20 protein-coding genes and 1 riboswitch are annotated in these 26,253 nt (G+C 35.9%); of the genes, 19 read left to right on the forward strand and 1 reads right to left on the reverse strand.

Annotated features, from left to right (window positions below; translation table 11 throughout):
* Position 1: 1 nt before the first annotated feature.
* The 6 genes from ACNQGH_RS17290 (at position 2) to ACNQGH_RS17315 (ending at position 8,428) form a co-directional block, all read left to right on the forward strand.
* On the forward strand, positions 2 to 583 hold the full coding sequence (locus tag ACNQGH_RS17290; protein ID WP_417957263.1) for a precorrin-2 dehydrogenase/sirohydrochlorin ferrochelatase family protein: 582 nt from the start codon (positions 2 to 4) through the stop codon (positions 581 to 583).
* A gap of 108 nt (positions 584 to 691) precedes the next feature.
* On the forward strand, positions 692 to 1,744 hold the full coding sequence (locus ACNQGH_RS17295) for an NAD(P)/FAD-dependent oxidoreductase (RefSeq protein ID WP_417957264.1): 1,053 nt from the start codon (positions 692 to 694) through the stop codon (positions 1,742 to 1,744).
* An 80-nt stretch (positions 1,745 to 1,824) separates the two neighbouring features.
* Positions 1,825 to 1,942: riboswitch (SAM riboswitch) on the forward strand.
* A 229-nt stretch (positions 1,943 to 2,171) separates the two neighbouring features.
* Positions 2,172 to 3,173: a homocysteine S-methyltransferase family protein gene (locus ACNQGH_RS17300; protein WP_417957265.1), complete on the forward strand. Its 1,002-nt coding sequence runs from the start codon at positions 2,172 to 2,174 to the stop codon at positions 3,171 to 3,173.
* Positions 3,174 to 3,254: 81 nt separating this feature from the next.
* A complete protein-coding gene (gene metH / locus ACNQGH_RS17305) occupies positions 3,255 to 5,933 on the forward strand; it encodes a methionine synthase (RefSeq protein WP_417957266.1) in 2,679 nt (892 codons plus the stop codon).
* 66 nt (positions 5,934 to 5,999) lie between these two features.
* A complete protein-coding gene (metF, locus tag ACNQGH_RS17310; RefSeq protein WP_417957267.1) occupies positions 6,000 to 6,956 on the forward strand; it encodes a methylenetetrahydrofolate reductase [NAD(P)H] in 957 nt (318 codons plus the stop codon).
* 59 nt (positions 6,957 to 7,015) lie between these two features.
* The gene (locus ACNQGH_RS17315; protein WP_417957268.1) at positions 7,016 to 8,428 is read left to right on the forward strand and encodes a pyridoxal phosphate-dependent decarboxylase family protein; all 1,413 of its coding nucleotides are present in this window, start codon (positions 7,016 to 7,018) and stop codon (positions 8,426 to 8,428) included.
* Between the two features lie 160 nt (positions 8,429 to 8,588).
* On the opposite strand, the gene gldA is transcribed toward ACNQGH_RS17315, so the two are convergent.
* Entirely contained in the window at positions 8,589 to 9,488 is a 900-nt protein-coding gene (gldA, locus tag ACNQGH_RS17320; protein ID WP_417957269.1) for a gliding motility-associated ABC transporter ATP-binding subunit GldA, read from the reverse strand.
* Positions 9,489 to 9,637: 149 nt separating this feature from the next.
* Here gldA and ACNQGH_RS17325 point away from each other — a divergent pair, with 149 nt between their 5' ends.
* From ACNQGH_RS17325 to queA, 13 genes are all read left to right on the forward strand, one after another.
* Positions 9,638 to 10,891: a dicarboxylate/amino acid:cation symporter gene (locus tag ACNQGH_RS17325; RefSeq protein ID WP_417957270.1), complete on the forward strand. Its 1,254-nt coding sequence runs from the start codon at positions 9,638 to 9,640 to the stop codon at positions 10,889 to 10,891.
* Positions 10,892 to 11,321: 430 nt separating this feature from the next.
* A complete protein-coding gene (locus ACNQGH_RS17330; protein ID WP_417957271.1) occupies positions 11,322 to 12,149 on the forward strand; it encodes a prephenate dehydratase in 828 nt (275 codons plus the stop codon).
* Positions 12,146 to 13,294 carry a pyridoxal phosphate-dependent aminotransferase gene (locus ACNQGH_RS17335; protein WP_417957273.1) on the forward strand — a complete coding sequence of 383 codons (1,149 nt, stop codon included), beginning with the start codon at positions 12,146 to 12,148 and terminating at the stop codon, positions 13,292 to 13,294. Before ACNQGH_RS17330 ends, ACNQGH_RS17335 begins: the two co-directional genes overlap by 4 nt.
* Before the next feature lie 134 nt (positions 13,295 to 13,428).
* Positions 13,429 to 14,286, forward strand: coding sequence for a prephenate dehydrogenase (locus ACNQGH_RS17340; protein WP_417957274.1), 858 nt, complete (start codon positions 13,429 to 13,431; stop codon positions 14,284 to 14,286).
* 75 nt (positions 14,287 to 14,361) lie between these two features.
* On the forward strand, positions 14,362 to 15,444 hold the full coding sequence (locus tag ACNQGH_RS17345) for a chorismate mutase (protein ID WP_417957275.1): 1,083 nt from the start codon (positions 14,362 to 14,364) through the stop codon (positions 15,442 to 15,444).
* Positions 15,445 to 15,814: 370 nt separating this feature from the next.
* A complete protein-coding gene (gene rsgA, locus ACNQGH_RS17350; RefSeq protein WP_417957276.1) occupies positions 15,815 to 16,792 on the forward strand; it encodes a ribosome small subunit-dependent GTPase A in 978 nt (325 codons plus the stop codon).
* A 41-nt stretch (positions 16,793 to 16,833) separates the two neighbouring features.
* On the forward strand, positions 16,834 to 17,286 hold the full coding sequence (gene dtd, locus ACNQGH_RS17355) for a D-aminoacyl-tRNA deacylase (RefSeq protein WP_417957277.1): 453 nt from the start codon (positions 16,834 to 16,836) through the stop codon (positions 17,284 to 17,286).
* Positions 17,287 to 17,333: 47 nt separating this feature from the next.
* Positions 17,334 to 19,244 carry a DUF3857 domain-containing protein gene (locus ACNQGH_RS17360; RefSeq protein ID WP_417957278.1) on the forward strand — a complete coding sequence of 637 codons (1,911 nt, stop codon included), beginning with the start codon at positions 17,334 to 17,336 and terminating at the stop codon, positions 19,242 to 19,244.
* 4 nt (positions 19,245 to 19,248) lie between these two features.
* Positions 19,249 to 21,252, forward strand: coding sequence for a DUF3857 domain-containing protein (locus ACNQGH_RS17365; protein ID WP_417957279.1), 2,004 nt, complete (start codon positions 19,249 to 19,251; stop codon positions 21,250 to 21,252).
* A gap of 6 nt (positions 21,253 to 21,258) precedes the next feature.
* Positions 21,259 to 23,280, forward strand: coding sequence for a transglutaminase family protein (locus tag ACNQGH_RS17370; RefSeq protein WP_417957280.1), 2,022 nt, complete (start codon positions 21,259 to 21,261; stop codon positions 23,278 to 23,280).
* Between the two features lie 109 nt (positions 23,281 to 23,389).
* Positions 23,390 to 23,716, forward strand: a complete 327-nt coding sequence (locus ACNQGH_RS17375; RefSeq protein ID WP_417957281.1) for a nucleotide pyrophosphohydrolase — start codon at positions 23,390 to 23,392, stop codon at positions 23,714 to 23,716.
* 81 nt (positions 23,717 to 23,797) lie between these two features.
* A complete protein-coding gene (locus ACNQGH_RS17380) occupies positions 23,798 to 25,021 on the forward strand; it encodes a 3-phosphoshikimate 1-carboxyvinyltransferase (RefSeq protein ID WP_417957282.1) in 1,224 nt (407 codons plus the stop codon).
* 161 nt (positions 25,022 to 25,182) lie between these two features.
* Complete coding sequence (gene queA / locus ACNQGH_RS17385; RefSeq protein ID WP_417957283.1) at positions 25,183 to 26,232, forward strand: tRNA preQ1(34) S-adenosylmethionine ribosyltransferase-isomerase QueA; 1,050 nt, start codon at positions 25,183 to 25,185, stop codon at positions 26,230 to 26,232.
* Positions 26,233 to 26,253: the final 21 nt, after the last annotated feature.

Consider the following 26,253-nt stretch of genomic DNA (forward strand, 5'->3'; position numbering starts at 1 on the left):
AATGGAAACAAACGAATTATATCCAATATTTTTAAAATTACACAACCTCAATGTGCTTATTGTAGGCGGAGGAAATGTGGGTTTAGAAAAGTTATCGTTTATGCTAAAATCCAGTCCCAATGCAAATGTTGAGGTGGTTGCACCGAAGTTTTTGCCTGAACTGGAAGCGTTGGTTGAAAGGCATCCTTCCGTGAAATTGACTAAGGCCAAGTTCAAGAAAAAAATGTTGAAGAAGCGGCACATGGTTATTGCCTGTACCGATGATTTAAAAATCAATAAACGTGTGTTTGAATTGTCACGAAAAAGATATCTGATTTGCAATATTGCCGACACACCCCCATTATGCGATTATTATTTGGGAGGAATTGTAACCAAAGGAAATGTCAAAATAGCTATTTCAACAAACGGTAAATCACCGACAACCGCCAAAAGATTACGTGAATTTTTCGAAGAAATAATACCGGACGATATCAATAAAATGGTCGAAAACCTAAATGAATATCGCAAAACGCTGAAAGGGAATTTCGAAGAAAAAGTTCAAAAAATGAATGAAATCACCGAATCGTTAAAAAATAAAGAATAAAAAGAGCCACTAAGTAACGACTGATATTTATCATTTTAATTAGTAAAAATCAATCGTTAATTTGCAGTAAAATAGTTTAGCATAATTACACATATAAAGAATAAAAAAATGGTTAAAACAGACATATTAATTATAGGGGCCGGGCCAACAGGTTTATTTGCAGTTTTTGAAGCGGGATTGTTAAAGCTAAAATGTCATATTTTAGACGCACTGCCACAAGCGGGCGGACAACTTTCAGAATTGTATCCCAAAAAACCTATTTATGATATTCCAGGATTTCCTGAAGTATTAGCGGGTGATCTAGTTGATAATTTGATGGAACAAATCAAACAATTCGAACCTGGTTTTACTCTTGGCGAACGTGCAGAAACTATAGCAAAACAAGAAGATGGAAGTTTTATTGTAACCTCAAATAAAGGAAAGAAATTTCATGCTTCGGTTGTTGCGATTGCTGGTGGATTAGGAAGTTTTGAGCCAAGAAAACCACTTATCGAAGATATTGAATTTTACGAGGATAAAGGGATAAAATATTTCATCAAAAATCCAGAGAAATTCAGAGACAAAAGAGTTGTAATTGCCGGAGGTGGTGATTCTGCTTTGGACTGGAGTATTTTCTTGTCCAATGTCGCTTCTGAGGTGACTTTGATTCACAGAAGAAATGAATTTAGAGGGGCATTAGATTCTGTTGAAAAAGTACAAGAGTTGAAAGATTTAGGGAAAATACGAATGATTACCCCTGCTGAGGTAATTGGTTTGAATGGTGCCGAACATTTAGAATCAATTGATATTGAAGAAAATGGAGCGCACAGAACCATTGCGACGGACTATTTTATTCCTCTTTTTGGATTAACTCCAAAATTAGGTCCAATTGGAGACTGGGGATTAGATATTGAAAAAAATGCAATTAAAGTAAATAATGCATTGGATTACCAAACGAACATTCCGGGAATTTTTGCCATTGGAGACGTAAATACATACCCTGGAAAATTAAAGCTGATTCTTTGTGGATTCCACGAGGCGACTTTAATGTGTCAGGCAGCGTACCAAATTATCAATCCAGGCAAGAAATATGTATTGAAATATACTACAGTTTCTGGTGTTGACGGATTTGACGGAACCCGTAAAGAGGCTCCAAAAGCCGTGGTAAAAGCCATAGTATAAAACTAATAAAAAAATATAGCGTTAATACTTGCAATTATTAACGCTATGTCTTTACTTTGCAGTGTTCCTATATTTATTGAAAGTTATCACGAAAGGCGGAGGGAAAGACCCGATGAAACCTTAGCAACCCTTTATCTTTAAAGAAGGTGCTACATTCTACTTTATACTTGCTTTTTGAGTATTTAAGATAGATAACACAAGAATACTTCCATAGTATTTCTCAAACCTTTTCTTGACAACATATCGATATTTTTTTAGAGCGGATGATTGGCGTAATTTTTGCGTCATTGTTACGGCTTTCTGTTAGAATCTTTTACTTTTTTTGATAGCAAAGAAAAGGATTTTCACTATAATTTGGGGCTAAGGAGTAAAAATTTGTTTTTTTGGTTTTATTCAGATCATCAAAACACAACAATAAAAAAATAAAATGTCAAGTATTCAAGAAGCCATTAAAAAAAACATACTCATACTCGATGGAGCTATGGGAACGATGTTACAACGCTATAATTTTTCGGAAGAAGATTTTCGCGGGGAACGTTTCAAAGATTTTCCGCACTCCTTAAAAGGGAACAACGATTTATTATCACTTACGCAGCCGCAAGCTATTCGTGCGGTTCACGCAGCCTATTTTGAAGCAGGTGCTGATATCGTTGAAACGAATACTTTTTCTGGGACCACCATCGGAATGGCAGATTACCATCTCGAAGATTTGGTTTACGAACTCAACTATGAATCGGCAAGAATCGCCCGTGAAGTAGCTGATGAATTTACAGCAAAAAATCCAGATAAACCTCGTTTTGTAGCCGGATCAATAGGGCCAACAAACAGAACAGCGAGCATGTCGCCGGATGTAAACGATCCAGGATACAGAGCCGTAACTTTTGATGATTTGCGTATTGCTTACAAACAACAGGTCGAAGCCTTAATTGACGGAGGAAGTGATTTGCTTTTAGTAGAAACTATTTTCGATACTTTAAATGCAAAAGCGGCACTTTTCGCTATAGAAGAAGTCAAAGACGAGCGCAATATCGATATTCCAATTATGGTTTCCGGAACAATTACGGATGCATCAGGAAGAACACTTTCGGGTCAAACCGTTGAGGCCTTTTTGGTTTCGGTTTCTCATATTCCATTGTTGAGCGTTGGTTTCAATTGTGCTTTGGGAGCTGATTTGCTTAAACCCTATCTACAAACGTTAGCACATAATACCTCTTTCAATGTGTCGGCGCATCCTAATGCAGGACTGCCAAACGCATTTGGGGAGTACGATGAAACGCCCGAACAGATGCAAGCATTCATCAAAGAATATTTAGACGATAATTTAGTGAATATTATAGGCGGCTGTTGCGGAACAACGCCGGAACACATTAAGTTGATTGCTGATATTGCAAAGGAGTATAAACCCAGAGTATCAACAGCAACGATGTAACGAAGAGACGCAAAGTATTGCGTCTGAATTATAGCCTCAGTGTATTTGAATTAATGAATTTGAGGCAAAAAAAAATAAAAAATGGCACAAGCAGAAACTAGAAAAAACCTTGTATTATCGGGATTAGAGCCTTTGATCATTACGCCAGACAGCGTTTTTGTGAATATTGGTGAACGAACCAATGTTACAGGTTCTAGAAAATTCCTTAGGTTAATTAAGGAAGAAAAATACGAAGAAGCACTCAGTATTGCTAAAGAACAAGTAGAAGGAGGCGCGCAAATCATCGATATTAATATGGATGAAGGAATGCTGGATGGCGAATATGCCATGACCAAATTCCTGAATTTAATCGCTGCCGAACCTGATATTTCAAGAGTTCCAATCATGATTGACAGCTCAAAATGGGATATTATCGAAGCGGGTCTAAAAGTAGTGCAAGGAAAGAGTGTTGTGAATTCGATTTCTTTAAAGGAAGGCGAAGAACAATTTATCCATCATGCCAAACTGATTAAGCGGTATGGAGCTGCTGCAATTATTATGGCTTTTGATGAAACAGGACAAGCTGATAATTACGAGCGTCGAGTAGAAATTTGCCAACGTTCGTATGATATTTTGGTAAACAAAGTAAACTTTCCTGCTCAAGATATCATTTTTGATCTTAATATATTTCCGGTAGCGACAGGAATGGAAGAACACCGCCTGAACGCATTGGATTTCTTTAGAGGGACCAAATGGGTTAGGGAAAATCTTCCGCATGCCCACATCAGTGGTGGGGTAAGTAATGTTTCCTTCTCATTTAGAGGGAATGACACCGTTCGTGAAGCGATGCACTCCGTGTTTTTATACCATGCGATTCAGCATGGTATGACTATGGGGATTGTGAATCCGGAAATGCTTTCTATTTACGATGAAATTCCAAAGGATCTTTTAGAACATGTTGAAGATGTAATTCTTAACAGACGAGATGATGCGACCGAAAGACTTTTAGACTTTGCCGAAAATGTAAAAGGAGATACCAAGAGTAATGAAAAAGCAGTGCAGGAATGGCGTTCGGGAACCATTCAGGAACGATTAACACATTCGCTGGTAAAAGGAGTTGATGAATTTATAGAAATTGATGTAGAAGAAGCCCGACAGGCAGCAGCAAAACCGATCGAAGTGATCGAAATCAACTTGATGGCAGGAATGAATGTTGTTGGTGATTTATTTGGTTCGGGTAAAATGTTTTTACCGCAAGTGGTGAAATCAGCCCGTGTCATGAAGAAAGCAGTAGCGTATTTGTTGCCATTTATCGAAGCTGAAAAAGATGGTGTTTCGAGTTTTGCAGGTCGTATCTTAATGGCAACCGTAAAAGGGGATGTACACGATATCGGAAAAAATATTGTTTCAGTTGTTTTGGCTTGTAACAATTACGAAATCATAGATTTAGGTGTGATGGTCGCTCCGGAGAAAATTATCGCTGCGGCTATAGAACACAACGTTGATATTATTGGATTAAGCGGATTAATAACACCGTCACTTGATGAAATGGTTTATTTGGCTAAGGAATTAGACAAAAGAAACATAAAAATTCCAGTGATGATTGGTGGGGCAACCACTTCACGAGCGCATACTGCCGTGAAAATTGCACCGCAATATAGAGAAACGGTTATTCACGTAAATGATGCTTCGAGAGCCGTAACGGTTGCCGGAAATTTATTGAATAGTGATAAAAAAATATATGCAAGTGATATTAGAGCGGAATATGATGCTTTTAGAGAGACATTTTTGAACCGTTCGCGAGACAAAAATTTCTTAACTATTGAGCAAGCTCGTGTCAATAAGCTGAAATTAGATTGGGAAAATTACAATCCGGTTAAACCCAATTTTATTGGAGTAAAAACAATCGAAGTCGATTTGGATGTTTTGGTTCCGTATATCGACTGGACACCGTTTTTTAGAACATGGGAATTGTTCGGAAAATATCCTGCGATTTTAACGGATAATGTTGTTGGTGAACAAGCTACTTCTGTTTTTGCGGATGCCAAAGAAATGTTGGACGTTATTTTGAAAGAAAAGAAACTGACAGCTAAAGGAATTTACGGAATTTTTCCAGCGAATCAAGTGAACGATGATGACATTGAATTGCGTGACGAAAGTGGAAAGGTGTTGGATAAATTTTTGACTTTACGTCAGCAATCACAAAAAACAAAAGGCGCTCCAAATATTGCTTTGTCAGATTTTATTGCTCCGAAAGATAGTGGTAAAACCGATTATATGGGAGCATTTTGCGTCACTACCGGTTTTGGTGTCGATGAATGGGCAGCAGAATTCGAAAGGGATTTAGACGATTACAATTCGATTATGGTCAAAGCATTGGCGGATCGTTTTGCGGAAGCTTTCGCTGAATATTTACACGAAAAAATCCGTAAAGAGATTTGGGGGTACGCATCAGATGAAGCGTTAAGTACCGAAGCAATGATTGCCGAAGATTACAAAGGGATTCGTCCAGCGCCAGGTTATCCGGCTTGCCCTGATCATTTAGAAAAACCAACCATTTGGAAATTGCTAAATGTAGCAGAAGAAATTGGAGTGACTTTAACCGAAAGTATGGCGATGTGGCCGGCTTCATCTGTTTCTGGCTATTATTTTGGAAATCCGGAAAGTAAGTATTTTGGACTTGGGAAAATAAAAGAAGACCAGGTTATTGATTATGCCAAACGAAGAAGTGTTTCGACCGAAGTGGCCATGAAATGGTTGAATCCAAATATAGCAGATTAAATTAGTCAGAAAGTCAAAAGTCAGTCAAGTACTTAACATTCGACTTTCAAAAGTTAAGATATAAAAATGAAAGTAACACAACATATAGAAGGCGCAAAAGGAGAAACACTATTCTCATTTGAAATTATTCCGCCTCAAAAAGGTAAAAGTATTCAGGAATTATACGATAATATTGATCCGCTGATGGAGTTCAAACCGCCTTTTATAGACGTAACCACTTCTCGTGAAGAATATATTTACGTTGATAAAGGCAATGGTTTATTAGAAAAAAAACTAACCAGAATGCGTCCTGGAACTTTGGGGATTTGTGCTTCCATAAAACATAAGTATACTGTAGATACAGTTCCTCACGTGCTTTGCGGTGGTTTTACCAAAGAGGAAACTGAGTATTTGTTGGTCGATTGTCACTATCTGGGGATTGATAATGTGATGGCGTTGCGTGGTGATGCGATGAAAGACGAACAGTCTTTTGTTCCAAAAGAAGGAGGGAATGATTTTGCCGTAGATCTGGTGAAGCAAATTAACCAATTGAATTGTGGAAAGTACTTGCATGATGTGATGGATATTGACAACAAAGCCAATTTTTGTATTGGAGTTGCAGGTTATCCTGAAAAACATTTGGAATCTCCCTCATTAATTTCAGATTTAAAAAGACTGAAAGAAAAGGTAGAAGCAGGTGCAGACTATGTGGTAACGCAAATGTTTTTTGATAATGCAAAATATTTCGAGTTTGTTGCCAAAGCCAGAGAGATGGGAATTACCGTTCCTATTATTCCGGGTATCAAACCTATTGCAGTGCAAAGACATCTACAAGTATTGCCGCAAATTTTCAGAATCGATTTGCCTGAAGATTTGATTCATGCTGTTGATCAGTGTAAAAACAAAGCTGACATCAGACAAGTAGGAATCGAATGGGCCATTCAACAATCGTTGGAATTGAAAGCTGCGGGCGTTCCTGTGTTGCACTATTATTCGATGGGAAAATCAGAAAATATTAGACAAATAGCGAGTCATGTTTTTTAATTGAAACAATTTAAAAAGGCTGATTCTTCATTGAATTTTTAATGTGTAAATTAAACCAAATGAGTTCAATCCTCCAGCAAGATTTAAACGACATCGAAAATATCCTTGAAATAGTAAAACAGCAAGGAATTGATTTCCTAAATTCAATTGATAACGTTCCTACTTCTACTAAAAATTCTATAACTACCCACAGAAAACTTTGTGATTCTGGTATGGGAGTGTTGTCTGCTTTGGAAGAATTTAACGAACGTTTAGTGCCTTTAATGGTTTCGCAGGCAGGACCCAGATATTGGGGCTTTGTAACTGGTGGAACAACTCCGGCATCGATTGTTGGTGATTGGTTGACTACCATTTACGATCCAAATCCTCAATCCACAAACGCACAAGGTGGTGTTTCTGCTTTAATAGAAATTGAAACGATTAATTTATTGTTGCAATTGTTGAGTTTGCCAAAATCATTTTTAGGAGGATTTGTGACTGGGGCTACGATGTCTAATTTTACGTGTTTGGCAGTTGCTCGACAATGGTATGGTAGCCAATTAGGAAAAGATTTTGCAAAAAACGGGATTTCAGAACCAATAGACATTCTAACTGCCACACCACATTCTTCTTCGGTAAAATGTTTGGCGATGTTAGGAATTGGAAGCCAGAAATTTGCGAAAATAAAAACAATCGAAGGAAACAGGGAAGCGATCGATATTACCGATTTAGAGAAAAATATTGAAAGCCTGAACGGAAAACCTTTTATCCTAATCACAAGCGCGGGAACTGTAAATACTGCTGACTTTGATGATTTCAATGCAATAACTAAACTGAAGGAGAATTATAATTTCTGGTGGCATATTGACGCTGCTTTTGGTGGTTTTACTGCTTGTTCGCCGAAATATCAACATTTGGTAAGCGGCTGGGAAAATGCTGATAGCATTACCATCGATTGTCATAAATGGCTAAATGTGCCTTATGAAAGTGCTTTTTATATGGTAAAACAGGAACATAAAAACTTGCAAACAGAAACCTTTCAAAACTCAAATGCACCGTATTTAGGAAATCCATTGGAGAATTTTAGTTACCTTAATTTTTTGCCTGAAAACTCAAGAAGATTAAAAGCTTTGCCAGTTTGGTTTTCATTAATGGCGTATGGTAAACAAGGTTTTCAGGATATAATAGAAAATAGTGTTGAAATGGCCTTGCAATTTAATGATTTCATTACCCAAAATAAAAATTTCGAATTACTTGCTCCAACTCGTTTGAACAATGTTTGTTTTACTTTGGTGGGAGACCACAATCAGGATAAAGTAAATTTGTTTTTGACGCATTTGAATGATAAGGGAAAAGTATTTCTAACGCCAACGGTTTATCAAAGTCGTAAAGGAATTAGGGCTTCATTTGTTAATTGGAGAACCAATGAAAATGATATTCAGATTGCTATTGAGGAAATAAAAGCAAGTGTTTTAGAGTTGGGGATAGAGTAGATTTTGAATTTCGGTGTCAAGTTTAGCTACTATCTCATCTGGAGAAGGAAGAATTTCATAAAGTGAGATTCCCTCGGAAACGGCAAAAGTCGTTTGGAAAAGTTAAGAATTTTGTATTTGAAATACTTCTCCAATTTATTTAAAATCTGCAACTTGAATACTACTCCTTCGTAATCTCTCTGAAAACGGCTTCCAGATTTTTGTTCTTCTGGTTGAGTTGTAAGGTTTTCAAGCCATTTGCATTCGCAAAATCAAAAACCGCTGGTCGCATGTCTTTGTCGGCTTTGAAAGTTAACTCCCAAATCATACCGTGTGTATTTTTATAAGAAACAAGATTTTCTATTTTGGCAATTACCTGTTCTTCGATTTTATAATCGAATTCCACTTCGATAACTTGTTCCTTGTCTTCGGAAATTAAGTGATCCAGTTTTTTGTCGACGACAATTTTACCGTTATTGATGATGATCACACGGTCGCAAATCGCTTCTACTTCCTGCATAATGTGTGTAGATAGAAAAACCGTTTTATCTTTTCCCACGTTTTTAATTACGTTACGTATTTCGGTTAATTGATTTGGGTCTAAACCTGTTGTTGGTTCATCAAGAATCAAAACATCGGGATTATGTAACAAAGCATTAGCCAATCCTACACGCTGGCGGTATCCTTTGGATAATTGACCTATTTTTTTATGACTTTCGGTACTTAAACCGGTCAGTTGGATTACATCTTCGATTCTGGATTTAGCTACTTTATAGACCTCGGCATTAAAAGCTAAATATTCTCTCACATACAAATCCAAATACAACGGATTGTGTTCCGGTAAATAGCCAATAGAAAGTTGCACCGCTTTTTGCTGGGTGTTTACATCGTGTCCATTTACCAGGGCTGTCCCTTGATCGGCATTGATATAAGTTGTCAATATTTTCATTAAAGTCGATTTTCCGGCACCATTTGGGCCTAAAAAACCAACGATTTCTCCCCTATTTACAGAAAATGAAATGTTATCCAGTGCTTTTTGGGCACCATAACTTTTGGATATATTAGTTACTTCTATTGACATGGAATTTTATTTGTTGCAAAAGTAAACAGAATAATCATTGATTTATTGTTTTTTGTGGCGGAATAGGTAAAAAGACGTTCGTCAAAGTTTGCAAAGTGGGTTGCTATTCATTTTTAGATTTATATATTTACCGTAAACAAGGTAGCAGTATGAATTTAAAAAACACACAAACAGGCAGTTTCTTAAAAAACTACAAAAGTATTTTATTGCTGTTGGGAGGAATTCTGGCAGGAAGTATATTAGGTTTGGTTTTTGGAAAAGGAGTAGAAGTGATTAAACCTTTGGGGGATATATTTTTGAATTTATTGTTTACAGCAATTATCCCGTTGGTGTTTTTTACCATTTCATCCTCGATTGCCAATTTAGAAAAATCAGAGAAACTGGGAAAATTATTTGTAATTGTAATCGGTGTGTTTCTAAGTACCGTATTGATCTCGGCTATTTTGATGGTTATTGGTGTACTGCTGTTTCCAATTCAGCAAGACATTATCATTTCAAAAATTCCATTGGAATCTATTCAATCAAGTTCAGCGGGTTCTCAAATTACACAATTGCTTACCGCTAATGATTTTTTTGAATTATTGTCGCGAAAAAATATGTTGGCGCTTATTATATTCTCTTTTCTAATTGGATTTGCCAGTTTGCATTCGGGTGATAAAGGGAAGGATTTTAGTCGGTTTCTAAATTCCGGGAACGAAGTGATGAAACAATTGCTGCACCTGATAATGAAAACGGCTCCAATCGGTTTGGGGGCCTATTTTGCTTATCAGGTTGGAATTTTTGGACCACAATTATTTGGGGCTTATGCAAAACCGCTGGCGCTTTATTATGCGGTTTGTGCTTTTTACTTCGTCGTGTTTTTCAGTTTGTATGCTTTTATGGCTGGTGGAAGAAGAGGATTGAATGTGTTTTGGAAAAATAATATTACTCCGTCTTTGACCGCATTAGGAACCTGCAGCAGTATTGCCACGATTCCTGCTAATCTGGAAGGAGCAGAACGCATGAATATTCCAAGTCACATAAGGAATATCGTTATTCCTTTAGGTGCCCCTTTGCATAAAGATGGTTCCAGTATGTCATCCATTATAAAAATCGCGGTTGTTTTTGCGATGTTTGGTAAAGATTTCACCGATCCTTTTACATTGCTTACGGCTATCGGAATCACGATCATCGTTTCAGTAGTCGAAGGCGGAATTCCAAATGGTGGCTATATAGGGGAAATTTTAGCTATAACCGTTTATGGATTTCCGATGGAACAGGCTCTGCCGGCGGCGATGATTGTAGGAACATTGGTAGATCCAATGGCGACCTTGTTGAATGCTAACGGTGACTTAGTTGCGTCGATGCTGGTAACGCGGATTGCAGAAGGAAAAAGATGGCTTTTGGTGAATTTAGCTGGTTAAATTTGTTTTTCGAATCGGAATGGGGCAGAAAGACGTTTTGGAATCGGTAAAAAGCGGCTGTTTTTTTGTGTATTTTGCAATATAAAGTAGTTTTAACAAAGAATTCTTTTTTTGTTATATAAAATTAAATATTTTTTTTGGTTGGCTTGAAATAAGTTATACATTTGCATAGAAATTATTAAAAAACAGAGAATATAATGTCTAATAACCGTTTTTACTTTAGCAATACTTATTATTTCTTCTTTAGGAAGTAAGGGATTGTGCTATGGTTATTTGAAAAACAAAAAACAAATAAAACTAATATACAATCCTGATGAAAATCAGGATTTTTTTTTGAGTATATATGAAATAAGCACAACAAAAATTGGTAGAATACGAATCAGGATTGATGTAAATTTCATTTTCAAATTAAAACAAATAGTAGCTTCGAATGAGAACAAAGATTGCAATACAAGGTATAAAAGGCTGTTTCCATCATCAGGTTGCACAAGAATATTACTATCAGAATGTTGAGGTAGATGAATGCTTGTCTTTTGAAGAGTTGGTGGACAGTTTATTGTCCGGGAAATCGGATCAAGCGGTTATGGCTATAGAAAATTCGATTGCGGGACCGATCATTCCGAATTACGCCTTGATTGACAAAAATAATTTGCACATCATCGGAGAACATTATTTGGATATTCATCAAAATTTAATGGCGCTGAGGGGTCAAAAAATTGAAGATATTCAGGAAGTGCATTCTCATCCAATGGCCTTGCTGCAATGTATGGAGTTTTTAAAAAAATATCCAAACATAAAATTAGTTGAAGATAAAGATACCGCTGAAACGGCAAGAAGAATACATCAAAATCAGTTGAAAGGGATTGCAGCGATTGCGAGTAAGACGGCTTCTGAAATGTATGAATTAGAAATTTTAGCTCCGGAAATCCAAACGATAAATAATAACATGACACGATTTGTTATTATTAAAAAGGAGAATTCATTTGTTGAAGAAACCGAAATAAACAGAGCTTCTATCAAATTTGAATTGGATCACAAACGCGGAAGTTTGGCAGCGGTGCTGAATGTAATGAGTGATTGTAAATTGAATTTAACCAAAATACAATCGTTACCAAAAATAGAAACTCCCTGGAAATATTCTTTTTTTGTCGATGTTACTTTCGAAAAATACGAAGATTATGCTAAGGCAAAAGCATTATTGACCATTATGGCAGAATACTTTAAAGTTTTAGGCGAATATAAAAATACAAAACCATGATTACTACAGCGAAACGTCTGGATATAATTGAAGAATACTATTTTTCCTCAAAATTGAGAGAAGTGAGACAATTGGCTTCTGAAGGAAAACCGATTATCAATATGGGAATTGGAAGTCCGGATTTGCAACCTTCACAGGCGGTTATTGAAGCAGTGGCTGTAGCGATGCGAGAAGAAAATGCACATCAGTACCAAAGTTATCAGGGGTTACCAGAATTGAGAAAGGGAATGGCTGATTTTTATCAGAACAACTTTCAGGTGGCGTTGGATCCAAATACGGAGATTTTGCCTTTGATGGGTTCGAAAGAAGGGATTATGCATATTTCTCTGGCTTTCCTGAATGAAGGTGATCATGTTTTGGTTCCAAATCCAGGATATCCGACGTATACTTCGGTGACGAATTTAGTAGGGGCAGTTCCTGTTTATTATGACTTAAAAGAAGCGAATAATTGGGAGCCGGATTTTGAAGCTTTGGAAAAACTGGATTTATCGAAAGTGAAAATCATGTGGATTGGCTATCCGCACATGCCAACAGGGGCAAGAGGAAGTTTACAGTTGTTTGAAAAATTGGTGGCTTTCGCCAAAAAACACCAGCTATTGTTAGTCAATGACAATCCGTATAGTTTTGTTTTGAATGACAATCCGATGAGTTTGTTGCAGGTAGAAGGTGCAAAAGAGGTGGCTTTAGAATTGAATTCTTTGAGTAAGACGTTTAATATGGCGGGCTGGAGAGTTGGAATGGTTTTAGGAAATGCAGCTTGTATTGATGCCGTACTAAAAGTAAAAAGCAACATGGACAGCGGTATGTTTTACGGAATTCAAAAAGGGGCGATTGAAGCTTTGAAAAGTGACAAGAGCTGGTTTGAATCGATGAATGCGATTTATAGAAAGCGCAGAATTCTTACCGAACAACTGGCTGAGAAATTAGGATGTAAAGTATATAAAGAAGGTGTTGGATTATTTGTTTGGGCAAAATTGCCTGACGGAATTGCATCGGCGGAAAAATTTATAGATGAAATTTTATATGATAAATCTATTTTCATTACGCCAGGAACAATTTTTGGCAGTAATGGTGAAGGGTATATTCGGTTTGCACTTTGTGTAAAAGAGGAAAAAGTACAAGAAGCAATAGACAGATTTGAGTAGAGGCGGTATTTATCGCGTCTAATTAAGGTTAAAAGAAGAATAAAGTTTTGAATAAAGCTGAAAAGTTCTAAAAAAAAGAGAGGCCTTAGCCCTTATAGCAATGGGAATCCGGGATAGCTACAAAAAAATAAGAAATGAATATACACGTAATAGGAATAGGATTGATAGGTGGTTCGATGGTATTGGACATTAAAGCACTGCATCCGGAAGCCAAAATTTATGGAATTGACACTAACGAAAATCATTTGCAGGAAGCAATTGCTTTAGGAGTTGTTGAGTCTGGTGCGACTTTTGAGGATTTAAAACACGCAGATTTTGTAATTGTTTCTGTTCCGGTTGATGTTGCGTTGATTGTTTTGCCAAAAGTGTTGGATGTTATTGGTGATCAGACGATTGTTTTTGAAGTGGGTTCTACAAAAACACCAATTTGTGAAGCGGTTGCCAATCATCCTAAGAGAAGGAATTTTATAGCGACACATCCTATTGCAGGAACAGAGTTTTCAGGACCTTCGGCAGCGATAAAAGGATTGTTTCAAGGGAAGACGAATATTATTTGTGAGGTGGAGAAAACGACTTTCAAATTACAGGAAAAAGCGTTGCAGCTTTTTGCCGCTATGGGAATGAGAATTCGTTACATGGATCCGAAATCACATGATAAACACATTGCTTATGTATCGCATTTATCGCATATCAGTGCATTTATGCTTGGGAAAACGGTAATTAATAAAGAGAAAGACGAACAGGATATTTTTGATATGGCGGGTTCCGGTTTTGAAAGCACGGTTCGTTTGGCGAAAAGTTCTCCGGCAATGTGGACGCCTATTTTTAAACAAAACAGGAAGCAGGTAGTAAAAACATTGGAGGAATACATTTCTAATTTATCAAAGTTTAAGGAATTATTAGAAAAGGAAGATTATGATGCGATTTACAATGAAATGCAAAGTGTGAATAAAATAAAGGAAATATTAAACGGAATACATGTAAAAAAGTAATCAGCAATCAGAGGGCAGGTTACCATTAAAAAGAACAACACAGAATAAAATAAAAAAAAGTAAAAATTAAAAAAGATGGAAAACAAGAAAGAAATGAGAAATTGGTTGAATGCATTCAATTTGACTCATCCATTTGTGATCGCAGGACCTTGTAGTGCTGAAACAGAAGAACAAGTATTGAAAATTGCACATGAATTGAAAGATTCAGATGTGAGTGTTTTTAGAGCAGGAATTTGGAAACCAAGAACACGTCCGGGAGGATTTGAAGGTGTTGGAGAAATAGGATTGAAATGGTTGCAAAAAGCAAAAGCTGAAACAGGTTTATTAATGGGAACTGAAGTAGCAACTGCAGCGCACTGTAAATTAGCTTTGGAGCATGATATTGATGTACTATGGGTAGGTGCTCGTACCACTGCAAATCCATTTGCGGTTCAAGAGATTGCTGATACATTAAAAGGTACTGATAAAATTGTATTGATTAAAAACCCTGTAAATCCAGATATGGCTTTATGGTTGGGTGGAGTAGAGCGTTTATATGCTGCCGGAATCAAGAATTTAGGAGTGATTCACAGAGGGTTTTCTACATACGAAAAAACAAAATACAGAAACATTCCAGAATGGCAGATTGCTATTGAATTGCAAAACAAATTTCCTGATTTGCCATTAATCATTGATCCGTCACATATTACAGGAAACCGTGATATGATTCTTGAAGTGACTCAGGAAGCATTGGACTTGAATTATGACGGTATGATTATCGAAACGCATAATGATCCTGACAATGCTTGGAGTGATGCAGCGCAACAAGTTACACCAGATGCATTGAAACAAATTTTCAAAGATTTGAAAGTGAGAAAAGTAAGTGGTGACACGGACGAATTTACAAATAAAATGACAAAACTGAGAGCGAATATCGATGTTTTGGATGCTAATTTATTGGAATTGTTAGGAAAACGTATGAAAGTAGCTGACGAAATTGGTCAAGTGAAAAAAGACGCTAACGTTGCGGTATTGCAAAACAATCGTTGGAATGAAATCCAGGAGAAAATGATTTTGGAAGGTGGAAAAAAAGGATTGACAGAAGAATTTATAATTAAATTATTCAAAAATATTCACCAGGAAAGTATTGGTCACCAGGAGAAAATATTAAACTCTTAAAGGGACCGAATACGATAATTATTTTAGTTATTAAAAAACCTGCATTTTGTAGGTTTTTTTTTGGTAGTCAATTTAACCTTTAAATTTGAGAACTAATGTCATCAACTGATGATTTGGTTGAAAGTATTGTCCGGAAGTTTTTCATATGCAATTTAAAAACAGGAAATTTATTTTTCCATGGTTTTTCTAAATTAACCCCTACAACTTTTTTGTCAAAAGCTGTAGGGGTTTTCTATTTCTAATTAACAGTAATGACTATTCAAAGTGAAAAACTTTAAACTTTAAACTTTAAACCTGAAACAAAGAATTACCTTTGCAAAGTCTAAGGTTTTAAATCAAAAAACCGAATTCGTAAATTGTAAATTAAAAAATGACAGGACTAGTATACAAATCTACAGGAAGTTGGTACACGGTAAAATCCGAACAAGGGGATTTTATTGAATGCCGTATGAAAGGGAAATTCCGGATTAAAGGAATCAAAAGTACCAATCCCATTGCTGTAGGCGATGTTGTGGATTATGAACTCGAAGAAACATCGGACACTGTGACCGGAACTATTCATAAAATTCACGACAGAAAGAATTATATCGTTCGAAAATCAGTGAATTTATCGCATCAGATGCATATTATTGCTTCGAACATCGATAGGGTTTTCCTGTTAGTTACCATAAATAATCCACCAACGACCTTTAATTTTATTGACCGTTTTCTGGTTACTGCAGAAGCGTATGGAATTGAAACGATATTGGTTTTTAATAAAATTGATACTTTTGACGAAGCCACGCTTGACGAGCAATTGTACATGCAGCACGTGTATCAGGAAATTGGATACAAATGCTTACGCGTTTCTTCAACTGAAATGAAAGGAATCGAAGAATTGAAAGAAATGATGATTGGTAAAGTGAGTATGTTTTCAGGACATTCAGGTGTTGGAAAATCAACTTTGGTCAATGCCATGGAACCCTCCCTGCAGTTGAAGACAAAAACGATTTCTGAAGCAAGTAAGCAAGGACAGCATACAACAACTTTTGCAGAGATGTATGATTTGTCATTTGATGCCAGAATCATTGATACACCTGGAATCAAAGGGTTTGGAATCGTGGATATGGAAAAAGAAGAAGTGAGTGGTTATTTTCCTGAGTTTTTCAAATTAAAAGACCAGTGTAAATTTAATAATTGCCTGCACAAAGAGGAACCGAATTGCGCCATTAAAGCGGCTTTGGAAAGAGATGAAATTGCATGGTCCCGTTATAGAAGTTATCTTAAAATTCTCGAAGGTGACGATGAACATTATCGTACGGATATTCATAATGAAGACCGAATAATTAGTGATAAAACCAGGGAATAATAAAGACGTGATGTAGCGCGTCTACTGTAGCATAAATAAGAATGAAAGTCGTAATTCAAAGAGTTTCCTCAGCCTCTGTAACCATTGCTGAAAAAATTGTAGCGGATATCAAAAAAGGATTGTTGGTCTTCGTTGGAATTGAAGATGCCGATACACAAGAAGACAGCAACTGGTTGGTTAATAAAATTGCAAACCTTCGCATTTTTGGTGATGAAAATCAGGTCATGAATAGATGTGTTAAAGACATTGACGGCGATGTCATTGTGGTAAGTCAATTTACACTTCATGCTTCCACTAAAAAAGGCAATCGTCCTTCCTATATCAAAGCCTCAAAACCAGAAGTTGCCATTCCATTGTATGAAAATTTTGTAAGACGTCTAGAAATAGAGTTGGATAAGAAAGTTCAAACAGGTATTTTTGGTGCGGATATGAAGGTGCTTTTGTTAAATGATGGCCCTGTAACCATACAAATAGATAGTAAAAACAGAGAATAAATTTTTTTTGCCGAATTTTTCTTATAAATTTGAGAAAAATGTAAACTATGCAATTCAAATTTACTTGTTTTCTATTGTTATTTTCCTCTACATTTCTTCTTGCCCAAAAAAGCGAATATAATACGCTATCTATTGCCGATAGTCTCAAAGAAAATGCGAATGCCGTAGTTCGTTTGAATCAAATTGATATCACTATTTCGTCTCAAAGGAACATGACTATCAAGAATAAAAGAGTAGTTACTATTCTGAATGAAAAGGGACTTGGCGCAGCTGAAGCAAAAGAATATTACAGCAAAACTTCCTCCGTAAAAAATATTGAAGCATCCGTTTTCGATGGCTTAGGTCTGGAAATAAAGAAAATAAAAAGGAAAGATTTCAAAGATCAAAGTGCCGTAAGCGGAAGTACAATTTTCTCGGACGACCGTATTATTTATTTGGATTATACACCCACTCAATATCCCTTTACCATCATTTATGAAAGCGAAGTAGAAAGTTCAAATACTGCTTTCATTCCGCAATGGTATCCGCTAAGTGATTACTTTGTAAGTGTTGAAAAAAGTGTTTTGAATGTAAATTATCCCGAGAATCTCGGTTTTAAAAAGATGGAATCTAATTTTTCTAATTTTAAAATCAATAAAACAGTAGATACAGCCACGCAACTTTCGTATACCGCTACTGCGATCACCGCTCAAAAAGAAGAAGATTACAGTCCTGGTTTTAATAGTATTTTTCCAAAAGTAATGATGGGTTTAGAAAATTTTCATCTGGAAAATGTAGATGGGAATGCGAAAACTTGGGCAACGTTCGGACAATGGTATTCCGATAAAATTTTGTCAGGAACGACAGAACTTCCCGAGGAAACTAAATTAAAAATGAAAACGCTTGTTGGTGACGTTAAAGACCCGATAAAAAAAGCAAAGCTGATTTATAACTATGTGCAACAAAAATCGCGATATGTAAACATTAGTGTTGGGATTGGAGGTTGGAAACCGATGTCAGCTGCTGATGTGGATCGATTGGGATATGGGGATTGCAAGGCATTAACTAATTATACAAAAGCACTTCTTAATGCAGTTGATGTTCCTTCATACAATACTATTCTATACGGAAGTTCACGTAAACGAAACATTGAGTCTGATTTTGTATCCATGCAAGGCAATCACATGATTTTATCAATTCCTGACGGATCCAATTATGTCTGGCTTGAATGTACGAGTCAGGATACTCCTTTTGGCTACCAAGGGACTTTTACGGATGATAGAGATGTTTTAATTATGAAGCCCGATGGTGGAGAAATTGTACGAACGAAAATGTATCAGGATAAAGACAATACCCAAATTAGTCAAGGAACCTACTCCCTATCAGAAACGGGCTTTTTTTCTGGAAAAGTAACTATTGTTTCGCAAGGCTCACAGTACAATCAAAAAGCTCCAATTGAAAATTTTCAACCGACCGACAAAGAAGCGTATTATAAAGCATATTGGGATAATATCAATAATTTGAAAATTAATAAAATATCCTTCTCAAACGACAAAGAGTATATTCGGTTTACTGAAAATGCTGAAATTAATGCTGTTAATTACGGAAATATTTCTGGAAATAAAATGATGTTTGTGGTCAATGGATATAACCAAATTGCAGGAAATATAAAGCGAATCAGAAATCGTAAAAATCCGTTTGAAATTCAAAGAGGCTATGCTGATTCGGATGAGATAGCAATTACTTTGCCACCAGGTTTTTCAATTGAATTCTTGCCTGATAATTTTGAATTGAAAAGTAAATTCGGAGAATACAAGACGGAAATTATAAAAAAAGACGCCAATAATCTGATTTACAAACGCACAATGTTCTTGAAAAAAGGATCCTATTCTAACAAAGAGTACGATGAATACCGCCTTTTTATAGAACAGATTTCCAGAAACGATAATGCCAAAACCATTTTAACCAAAAATTTGTAAGACCATGAAGCAACTAACCATTATTTTGTTTTTTACTGTATGCTTTTTTAATGCGCGCGCGCAAGAATTTAAACTAGGAAAAGTTTCAATAGAAGAGCTCCAGGAAAAAGCGCATCGCAAAGATACGGCAGCAATTGCAGCAATATTGTTCAAAAAAGGAGATACTAGTTTTGAATATTCAAATGAAGATGGTTTTACCGTAGTTACCAAAGTAGCTGTACGCATAAAAATATATAAGAAAGAAGGATATGACTGGGCCAATCAGGAAGTGAATTTCAGAATAGGGACTTTTTTAAAAGAGACAGTTGATTTTTCGGAAGCCAATACTTATAATTTGGTTGATGGAAAAATTGAAAAAACAAAATTGAAAAGTGAAGGAGAGTTTGTAGAGAATATAAATAAATATTGGAATAAAAAGAAAATAACAATGCCCAATGTAAAAGCGGGTTCTGTGATAGAATACAGATATACTGTGAAATCGCCAAATGTGGGCTTTCTAAGAGATTGGAATTTTCAAGCGGGTATACCTGTGAATTATTCAGAATATCGAACTTTTGTGCCTGAATATTTTATTTACAAGAGCCAGCTCAAAGGATTTATTACTCCAAAAATAACCGTTGAAAGGAATGGCAAGCAAATTTTTTTAAATAAAAAAGAAAAGGAATGCAATACATGTCCTTCGTTAAATACGAATACTAAGTTCGATTATTTAGAAACAAAAACTACTTATATAGCAGAGAATTTACCGGCAATGAAAGAAGAAGCTCATGTCAATAACATAAGTAATTATACGTCAAGTCTAGAACAGGAATTATCGATGACTCATTATCCAAACGAGCCCTTGAAGCCTTTTTCGTCAGATTGGAATGCCGTTGTGAAGACTATTTATGAGTATGAGGATTTTGGACCGGAATTAAATAAAACAGGCTATTTTGAAGAGGATTTAAAAGCGATACTTGCCGGATTAAACACGCCTGAAGAAAAAATAATAGCGTTGTTAAATTATGTGAAAATGAACGTGAAATGGAATGAATATTACGGTTATTCTTGTAATGATGGAGTGAAAAAAGCATATAAAGACAAAACTGGAAATATTGCAGAAATTAATTTGATGTTAACGGCTATGTTGCGTTATGCAGGATTGACTGCAAATCCGGTTTTAGTGAGTACACGATCTAATGGAATTGCGATTTTCCCCAATAGAACAGCGTTTAATTATGTGATTGCGGCTGTAGAAACTCCAAAAGGGCTCGTATTATTGGATGCGTCCGATAAGTTTTCGACGCCAAATGTATTGCCTTTCAGAGCGTTAAACTGGGAGGGAAGATTAATCCGAAAAGACGGAACTTCAGAAGAGGTTGATTTAATGCCAAAAACCGCATCAAATAATACGGTAATAATGAATTACTCGGTTGATGCAAATGGACAAGTTTTGGGAAAATTAAGACGGCAAAGTACGGATCACAATGCCATGGTTTTTAGGGAAAATGTAGGCAACATAAAAGAGGACGCCTATCTTGAAAAACTGGAAAATGAATATGAAAAAATAGAAATAAAAGAATATTCCAGAACCAATGAAATGGATCTTTTATTGCCTGTAATGGAAACCTTTTCTTTTTCCGGTTCCAATCTTTGTGAGCGTATCGGGGGTAAAATTTATGTCAATCCAATGTTGTTTTTTACCGAAGAACAAAATCCCTTCAAACAAGAAAAAAGGGAATATCCTGTAGATTATGGATTTCCATTTTTGGATAAATACAGTATAAATATTGAAATCCCGGACGGATATAAAGTAGAAACGCTCCCGGCTTCTACTGTTCTTAACATGGAAAACAATTTGGGGAGTTTTAAATTCGTGACAAATTTGTTAGAGAATAGGGTTCAGTTAGTAATCACGCATCAGATAAACACACCCATTATTTCGTCTGAAAATTATTCAATGTTGAAAGAATATTATCAAGGAATGGTTGCAAAAGAAAACGAAAAAATTATTTTGACTAAAATATAAGATCTTATGTTATTTAAAAAATCCTTGTTGGTTTTATTATTTCTAATTTCTTTTTCAACTGCGAATGCGCAAAATTTTGAATTGGGAAAAGTCTCAATTGCAGAATTGGAAGAAAAAGAACATCCTAAAGACCCGGCGGCTGTGGCTGCCATATTATTCAAAAAAGGAAAGATGAGTCTTGAGTATAGCAAAAGCGAAGGTTTTGTCATGATAACTGAAGTAAAAGCCCGAATTAAGATTTATAAAAAAGAAGGGTATGACTGGGCTAATCAAAAAGTGCGTTATTATTTAGGAAATTCTAGAGAAAATGTTTCTTTTACTGATGCTGTAACCTATAATTTACTGGATGGAAAAATTGAGAAAACGAAACTTAAAAATGACGGGGCATTTGACGAGATAATCAATAGGTTTTGGGGGCAAAAAAAGATAACAATGCCAAATGTAAAAGAAGGATCTGTAATAGAATTCCAATACACCATACGGTCGCTAAGCATTGGAATGCCGAGAGAATATGCTTTTCAGACTACTATTCCAGTGAATTATTCAGAATATAAAACGTTTATTCCGCAATATTTTATTTATAATGCCAATCAAAAGGGATTCATTTTTCCAAAAATAACGGTAGAGAAAAAACCAAGAACAATTAAGTTTTTGGATATGGAAAGTAAACGAGCCGGTACAAACACCGGCAATGTAAATACAACATTTTCGGAAAGTACCCTTGACTATCAGGAAACCAGAACTACTTATTTGGCGGAGAATTTACCGGGTATGAACGAAGAGGCTTTTGTTAATAATATAGAGAATTACACATCAAGTTTGGTACAGGAGTTATCGATGACACAGTATCCTAATCAATCTTTGAAGCCGTATTCGACTGATTGGAAATCAGTCGTAGAAACGATTTATAAATATGATGATTTTGGTCCTGAATTGGATAAAACAGGCTATTTTGAAGAGGATATAGATGCTTTAATTAAAAGTTTGACCACTCAAGAAGAAAAAATAGCTGCTATTTTTAATTATGTCAAATCCAGTGTGAAATGGAATGATTACTATGGTTATTCTTGTAACGACGGTGTGAAGAAAGCGTATAAATCAAAGACAGGAAATGTGGCAGAAATTAACTTAATGCTGACCGCTATGTTGCGTTATGCCGGAATCAATGCTAATCCCGTATTGTTGAGTACGCGCGCTAACGGAGTGGCATTATTCCCCAATAGAACTGCTTTTGATTATGTGATAGCGGCAATAGAGGTTCAAAATGGCTTGGTTTTATTGGATGCAACCGAAAAGTATTCTTTGCCCAATGTATTGCCATTAAGAGACTTGAATTGGTTTGGAAGGCTAATTAGAAAAGACGGAACATCAATAGAAGTGGACTTAACGCCAAAGACACTTTCGAAAGAAATTATAATTGCAGGTTTTGCTATCAATAGTAATGGTATGATAACAGGAAAAATAAGAAAACAAGTTACTGATCATGAAGCGCTTTATTTCAGGCAAAAAAACACAATAAAAAGTAAAGACAATTACCTGGAAGAATTAGAAAATAAAAATAATGCTATTGAAATAACAGATTATGTTAGAGAAAATGATTTGGACTTTGCAAAGCCAATTCTTGAAACATATACTTTTAAAGACTCGAAAGATTTCGAAAGTATAAACGGGAAAATCTATATATCGCCCTTGTTGTTTTTGTCACCCAAAGTAAATCCTTTTCAACAGGAAGTAAGGGCCTATCCGATTGATTTTGGTTATCCTATCGAAAACAAATATAATATAATGATAGAGATACCAGAGGGGTATGTTATAGAGACACTGCCTGTTTCAATGAATATAGCAACAGGAGATACTATTGCGACGTTTAAATATGTTATAGGTGCTGTAGGAAATAAAATTCAAATTGGAATTACTTCAGCTATAAATTCAGCAATTGTTTCAGCGGATTATTATCCTGATTTAAAAGAGTTCTTCCAGAAAATGGTAGATAAACAAAATGAAAAAATAGTTTTAGTTAAGAAATAGAGTCTTAATTATTGTATTTTAATTTAAAAGAATTAATATTTCATAGTACAAAAATCCTTTTAAATCTTTGTGTTATCTTTGCGAGTAACTAGGGAATAATACGAAAAACATGAACTTAAAAAACGCACAACTAGACGTAGATACTTGGATAAAAGAACATGGCGTTCGCTACTTCAATGAACTTACAAATATGGCACAACTTACTGAAGAAGTGGGGGAAGTAGCCCGAATCATTGCCCGTCGTTACGGTGAACAATCCGAGAAAGAAAGCGATAAAAACAAAGATCTGGGTGAGGAATTGGCCGATGTGGTTTTCGTGGTTTTATGTTTGGCAAACCAGACAGGGATCGATTTACAAGCTGCTTTCGATAAGAAAATGGATTTGAAATCCATCCGCGACAAAGACCGTCACAAAAACAACGATAAACTAAAATAATGTTATAAGTCCAGGTAAAGCTTTGGTGTATGCTTTTTTTAAAATAAATTTGCCAAAACGTACCAAACAATCAATCCAAAAATGAATTTACTGTTACAAACTTCCCATTCTAATTTACAAGCTCAAATTGCAGTTACCGGCTCAAAAAGTGAAACCAACCGACTATTGTTGTTGCAGGCGTTGTTTCCCAATATTACTTTGGCCAATACCTCAAACTCAGATGACAGTGAAGTAATGCAAAAAGCATTGAAAGGAAACGATGAAATAGTTGATATTCATCATGCAGGAACAGCGATGCGATTTCTAACAGCTTATTTTGCTGTTAACGAAGGTCGTGAAGTGGTGTTGACGGGATCGCCAAGAATGCAGGAGCGTCCAATCAAAGTTTTGGTGGAAGCGCTAGAACAACTCGGTGCGAAAATTTCATACGAGAAAGAAGTGGGTTATCCGCCTATTCGAATCAAAGGACAAAAAATCATTGCTTCTAAGGTAAACATTCCGGCCAATGTGAGCAGTCAATACATATCAGCATTGTCTTTAGTGGCGCCAAAACTAGAAAATGGTATCGAAATCACCCTGGTAGGAGAAATTACTTCGGTTCCTTACATTAAAATGACATTGGCTTTGTTGAATGATTTAGACATCAAAAACAGTTTTGAGGGAAATGTGATTACTGTGTATCCAAAACAAGCAGTTGCATCTAAAGTAATGACAGTAGAATCCGATTGGAGTTCTGCATCTTACTTTTTCAGTTTGGCCGCTTTAGCTGAAAAAGCCACTATTTCACTGACCAGTTATAAAGAGACCAGTTTGCAGGGGGATTCTGCTTTAGTTGGGATTTATAAGCAAATGGGGGTGGAGACGCATTTTGAAGGAAACAAAATGACGCTTACAAAACAACCTGGCTTTGTTCCAAAAACTGTAAATTTTGAACTTAACAATACTCCCGATATTGCACAAACGATAGTAGTTACCTGTCTTGGATTAGGAATCGGCTGTCATCTTACCGGTCTTCATACCTTAAAAATTAAAGAAACGGACAGACTGGAAGCGCTGCGTATTGAGATGACAAAACTAGGAGCGAATATCTCAGTTACCAATGATAGTTTGACGCTTGTGGCTTCAACCGATATCAATCATAATATACCAATCGCTACGTATAACGATCACAGAATGGCAATGGCCTTTGCGCCATTAGCTTTAAAAGTGCCAATAATCATCGAAAATGGGGAGGTAGTTTCAAAATCTTATCCTGATTTTTGGAATGATTTGAAAAGTTTAGGCTTCGAAATTTCAGAAAAATAAGAGTTGTAAAGAGTAGTGAATCAGCGGCTTTTGAAAATAAACAGCAAAACACTTGACAACGCCTATCTCACAATCGTATATTTGCACACGATTTAGAATTTTGCTGTCCTGAGCGATGTTGATGGACCTAATTTATAAGTCATAACTCATAAATTTTTTAAATGAAATTATCACATTTTCAATTCGATTTGCCAAAAGAGCTTCTTGCAGAGTATCCAGCTGAAAACAGAGACGAAGCACGTCTTATGGTTATTGATCGTAAGAAGCAAACCATAGAACACAAAATGTTCAAAGATGTTATCGATTACTTTGATGACGGAGATGTTTTAATTCTGAATAACACAAAGGTTTTTCCAGCGCGTTTGTATGGAAACAAGGAAAAAACAGGAGCAAGAATCGAAGTTTTTTTACTTAGAGAATTAAACTCTGAGCAAAGACTTTGGGATGTTTTGGTTGATCCGGCCCGTAAAATCAGAATTGGAAACAAATTATATTTTGGAGATGACGATTCCTTAGTTGCTGAGGTGATCGACAATACCACTTCTCGTGGTAGAACATTGCGTTTTCTTTACGACGGTTCTTATGAAGAATTCAGAAATAAATTAACGGAACTTGGAGAAACTCCAATACCAAAGTACATTTCAAGAGACGTAACTCCGGAAGATGCGGAACGTTACCAGACTATTTATGCTAAAGAAGAAGGAGCTGTTGCAGCGCCGACTGCAGGATTGCACTTCTCGAAACATTTATTAAAAAAATTGGAAATTAAAGGAATAAAATTTGCGGAAGTAACGCTTCACGTTGGTTTGGGGACTTTTAATCCGGTTGAGGTTGAAGATTTATCAAAACATAAGATGGATTCTGAGGAATTAAAAATTACTCAGGAAGCCTGTGATATCGTGAATGATGCTAAAGTGAAAAAGAAACGTATTTGTGCAGTAGGAACCACTTCTATGCGTGCCGTAGAAAGTTCAGTTTCTTCACAAAGTACCCTGAATCCTTTTGATGGTTGGACAAATAAATTTGTTTTTCCTCCTCACGATTTCAGTATCGCGACCTGCATGATTACTAATTTTCACACACCAAAATCTACTTTATTAATGATGGTATCAGCATTTTGCGGACATGATTTAATGAAAAGAGCCTATGCGGAAGCAATCAAAGAGGGATACAAATTCTATTCTTATGGTGATGCCATGTTGATCCTCTAATTGGATTTCAATTTTATAAAA

The organism is Flavobacterium kochi (genome assembly GCF_048286715.1).
Classification (GTDB): domain Bacteria; phylum Bacteroidota; class Bacteroidia; order Flavobacteriales; family Flavobacteriaceae; genus Flavobacterium.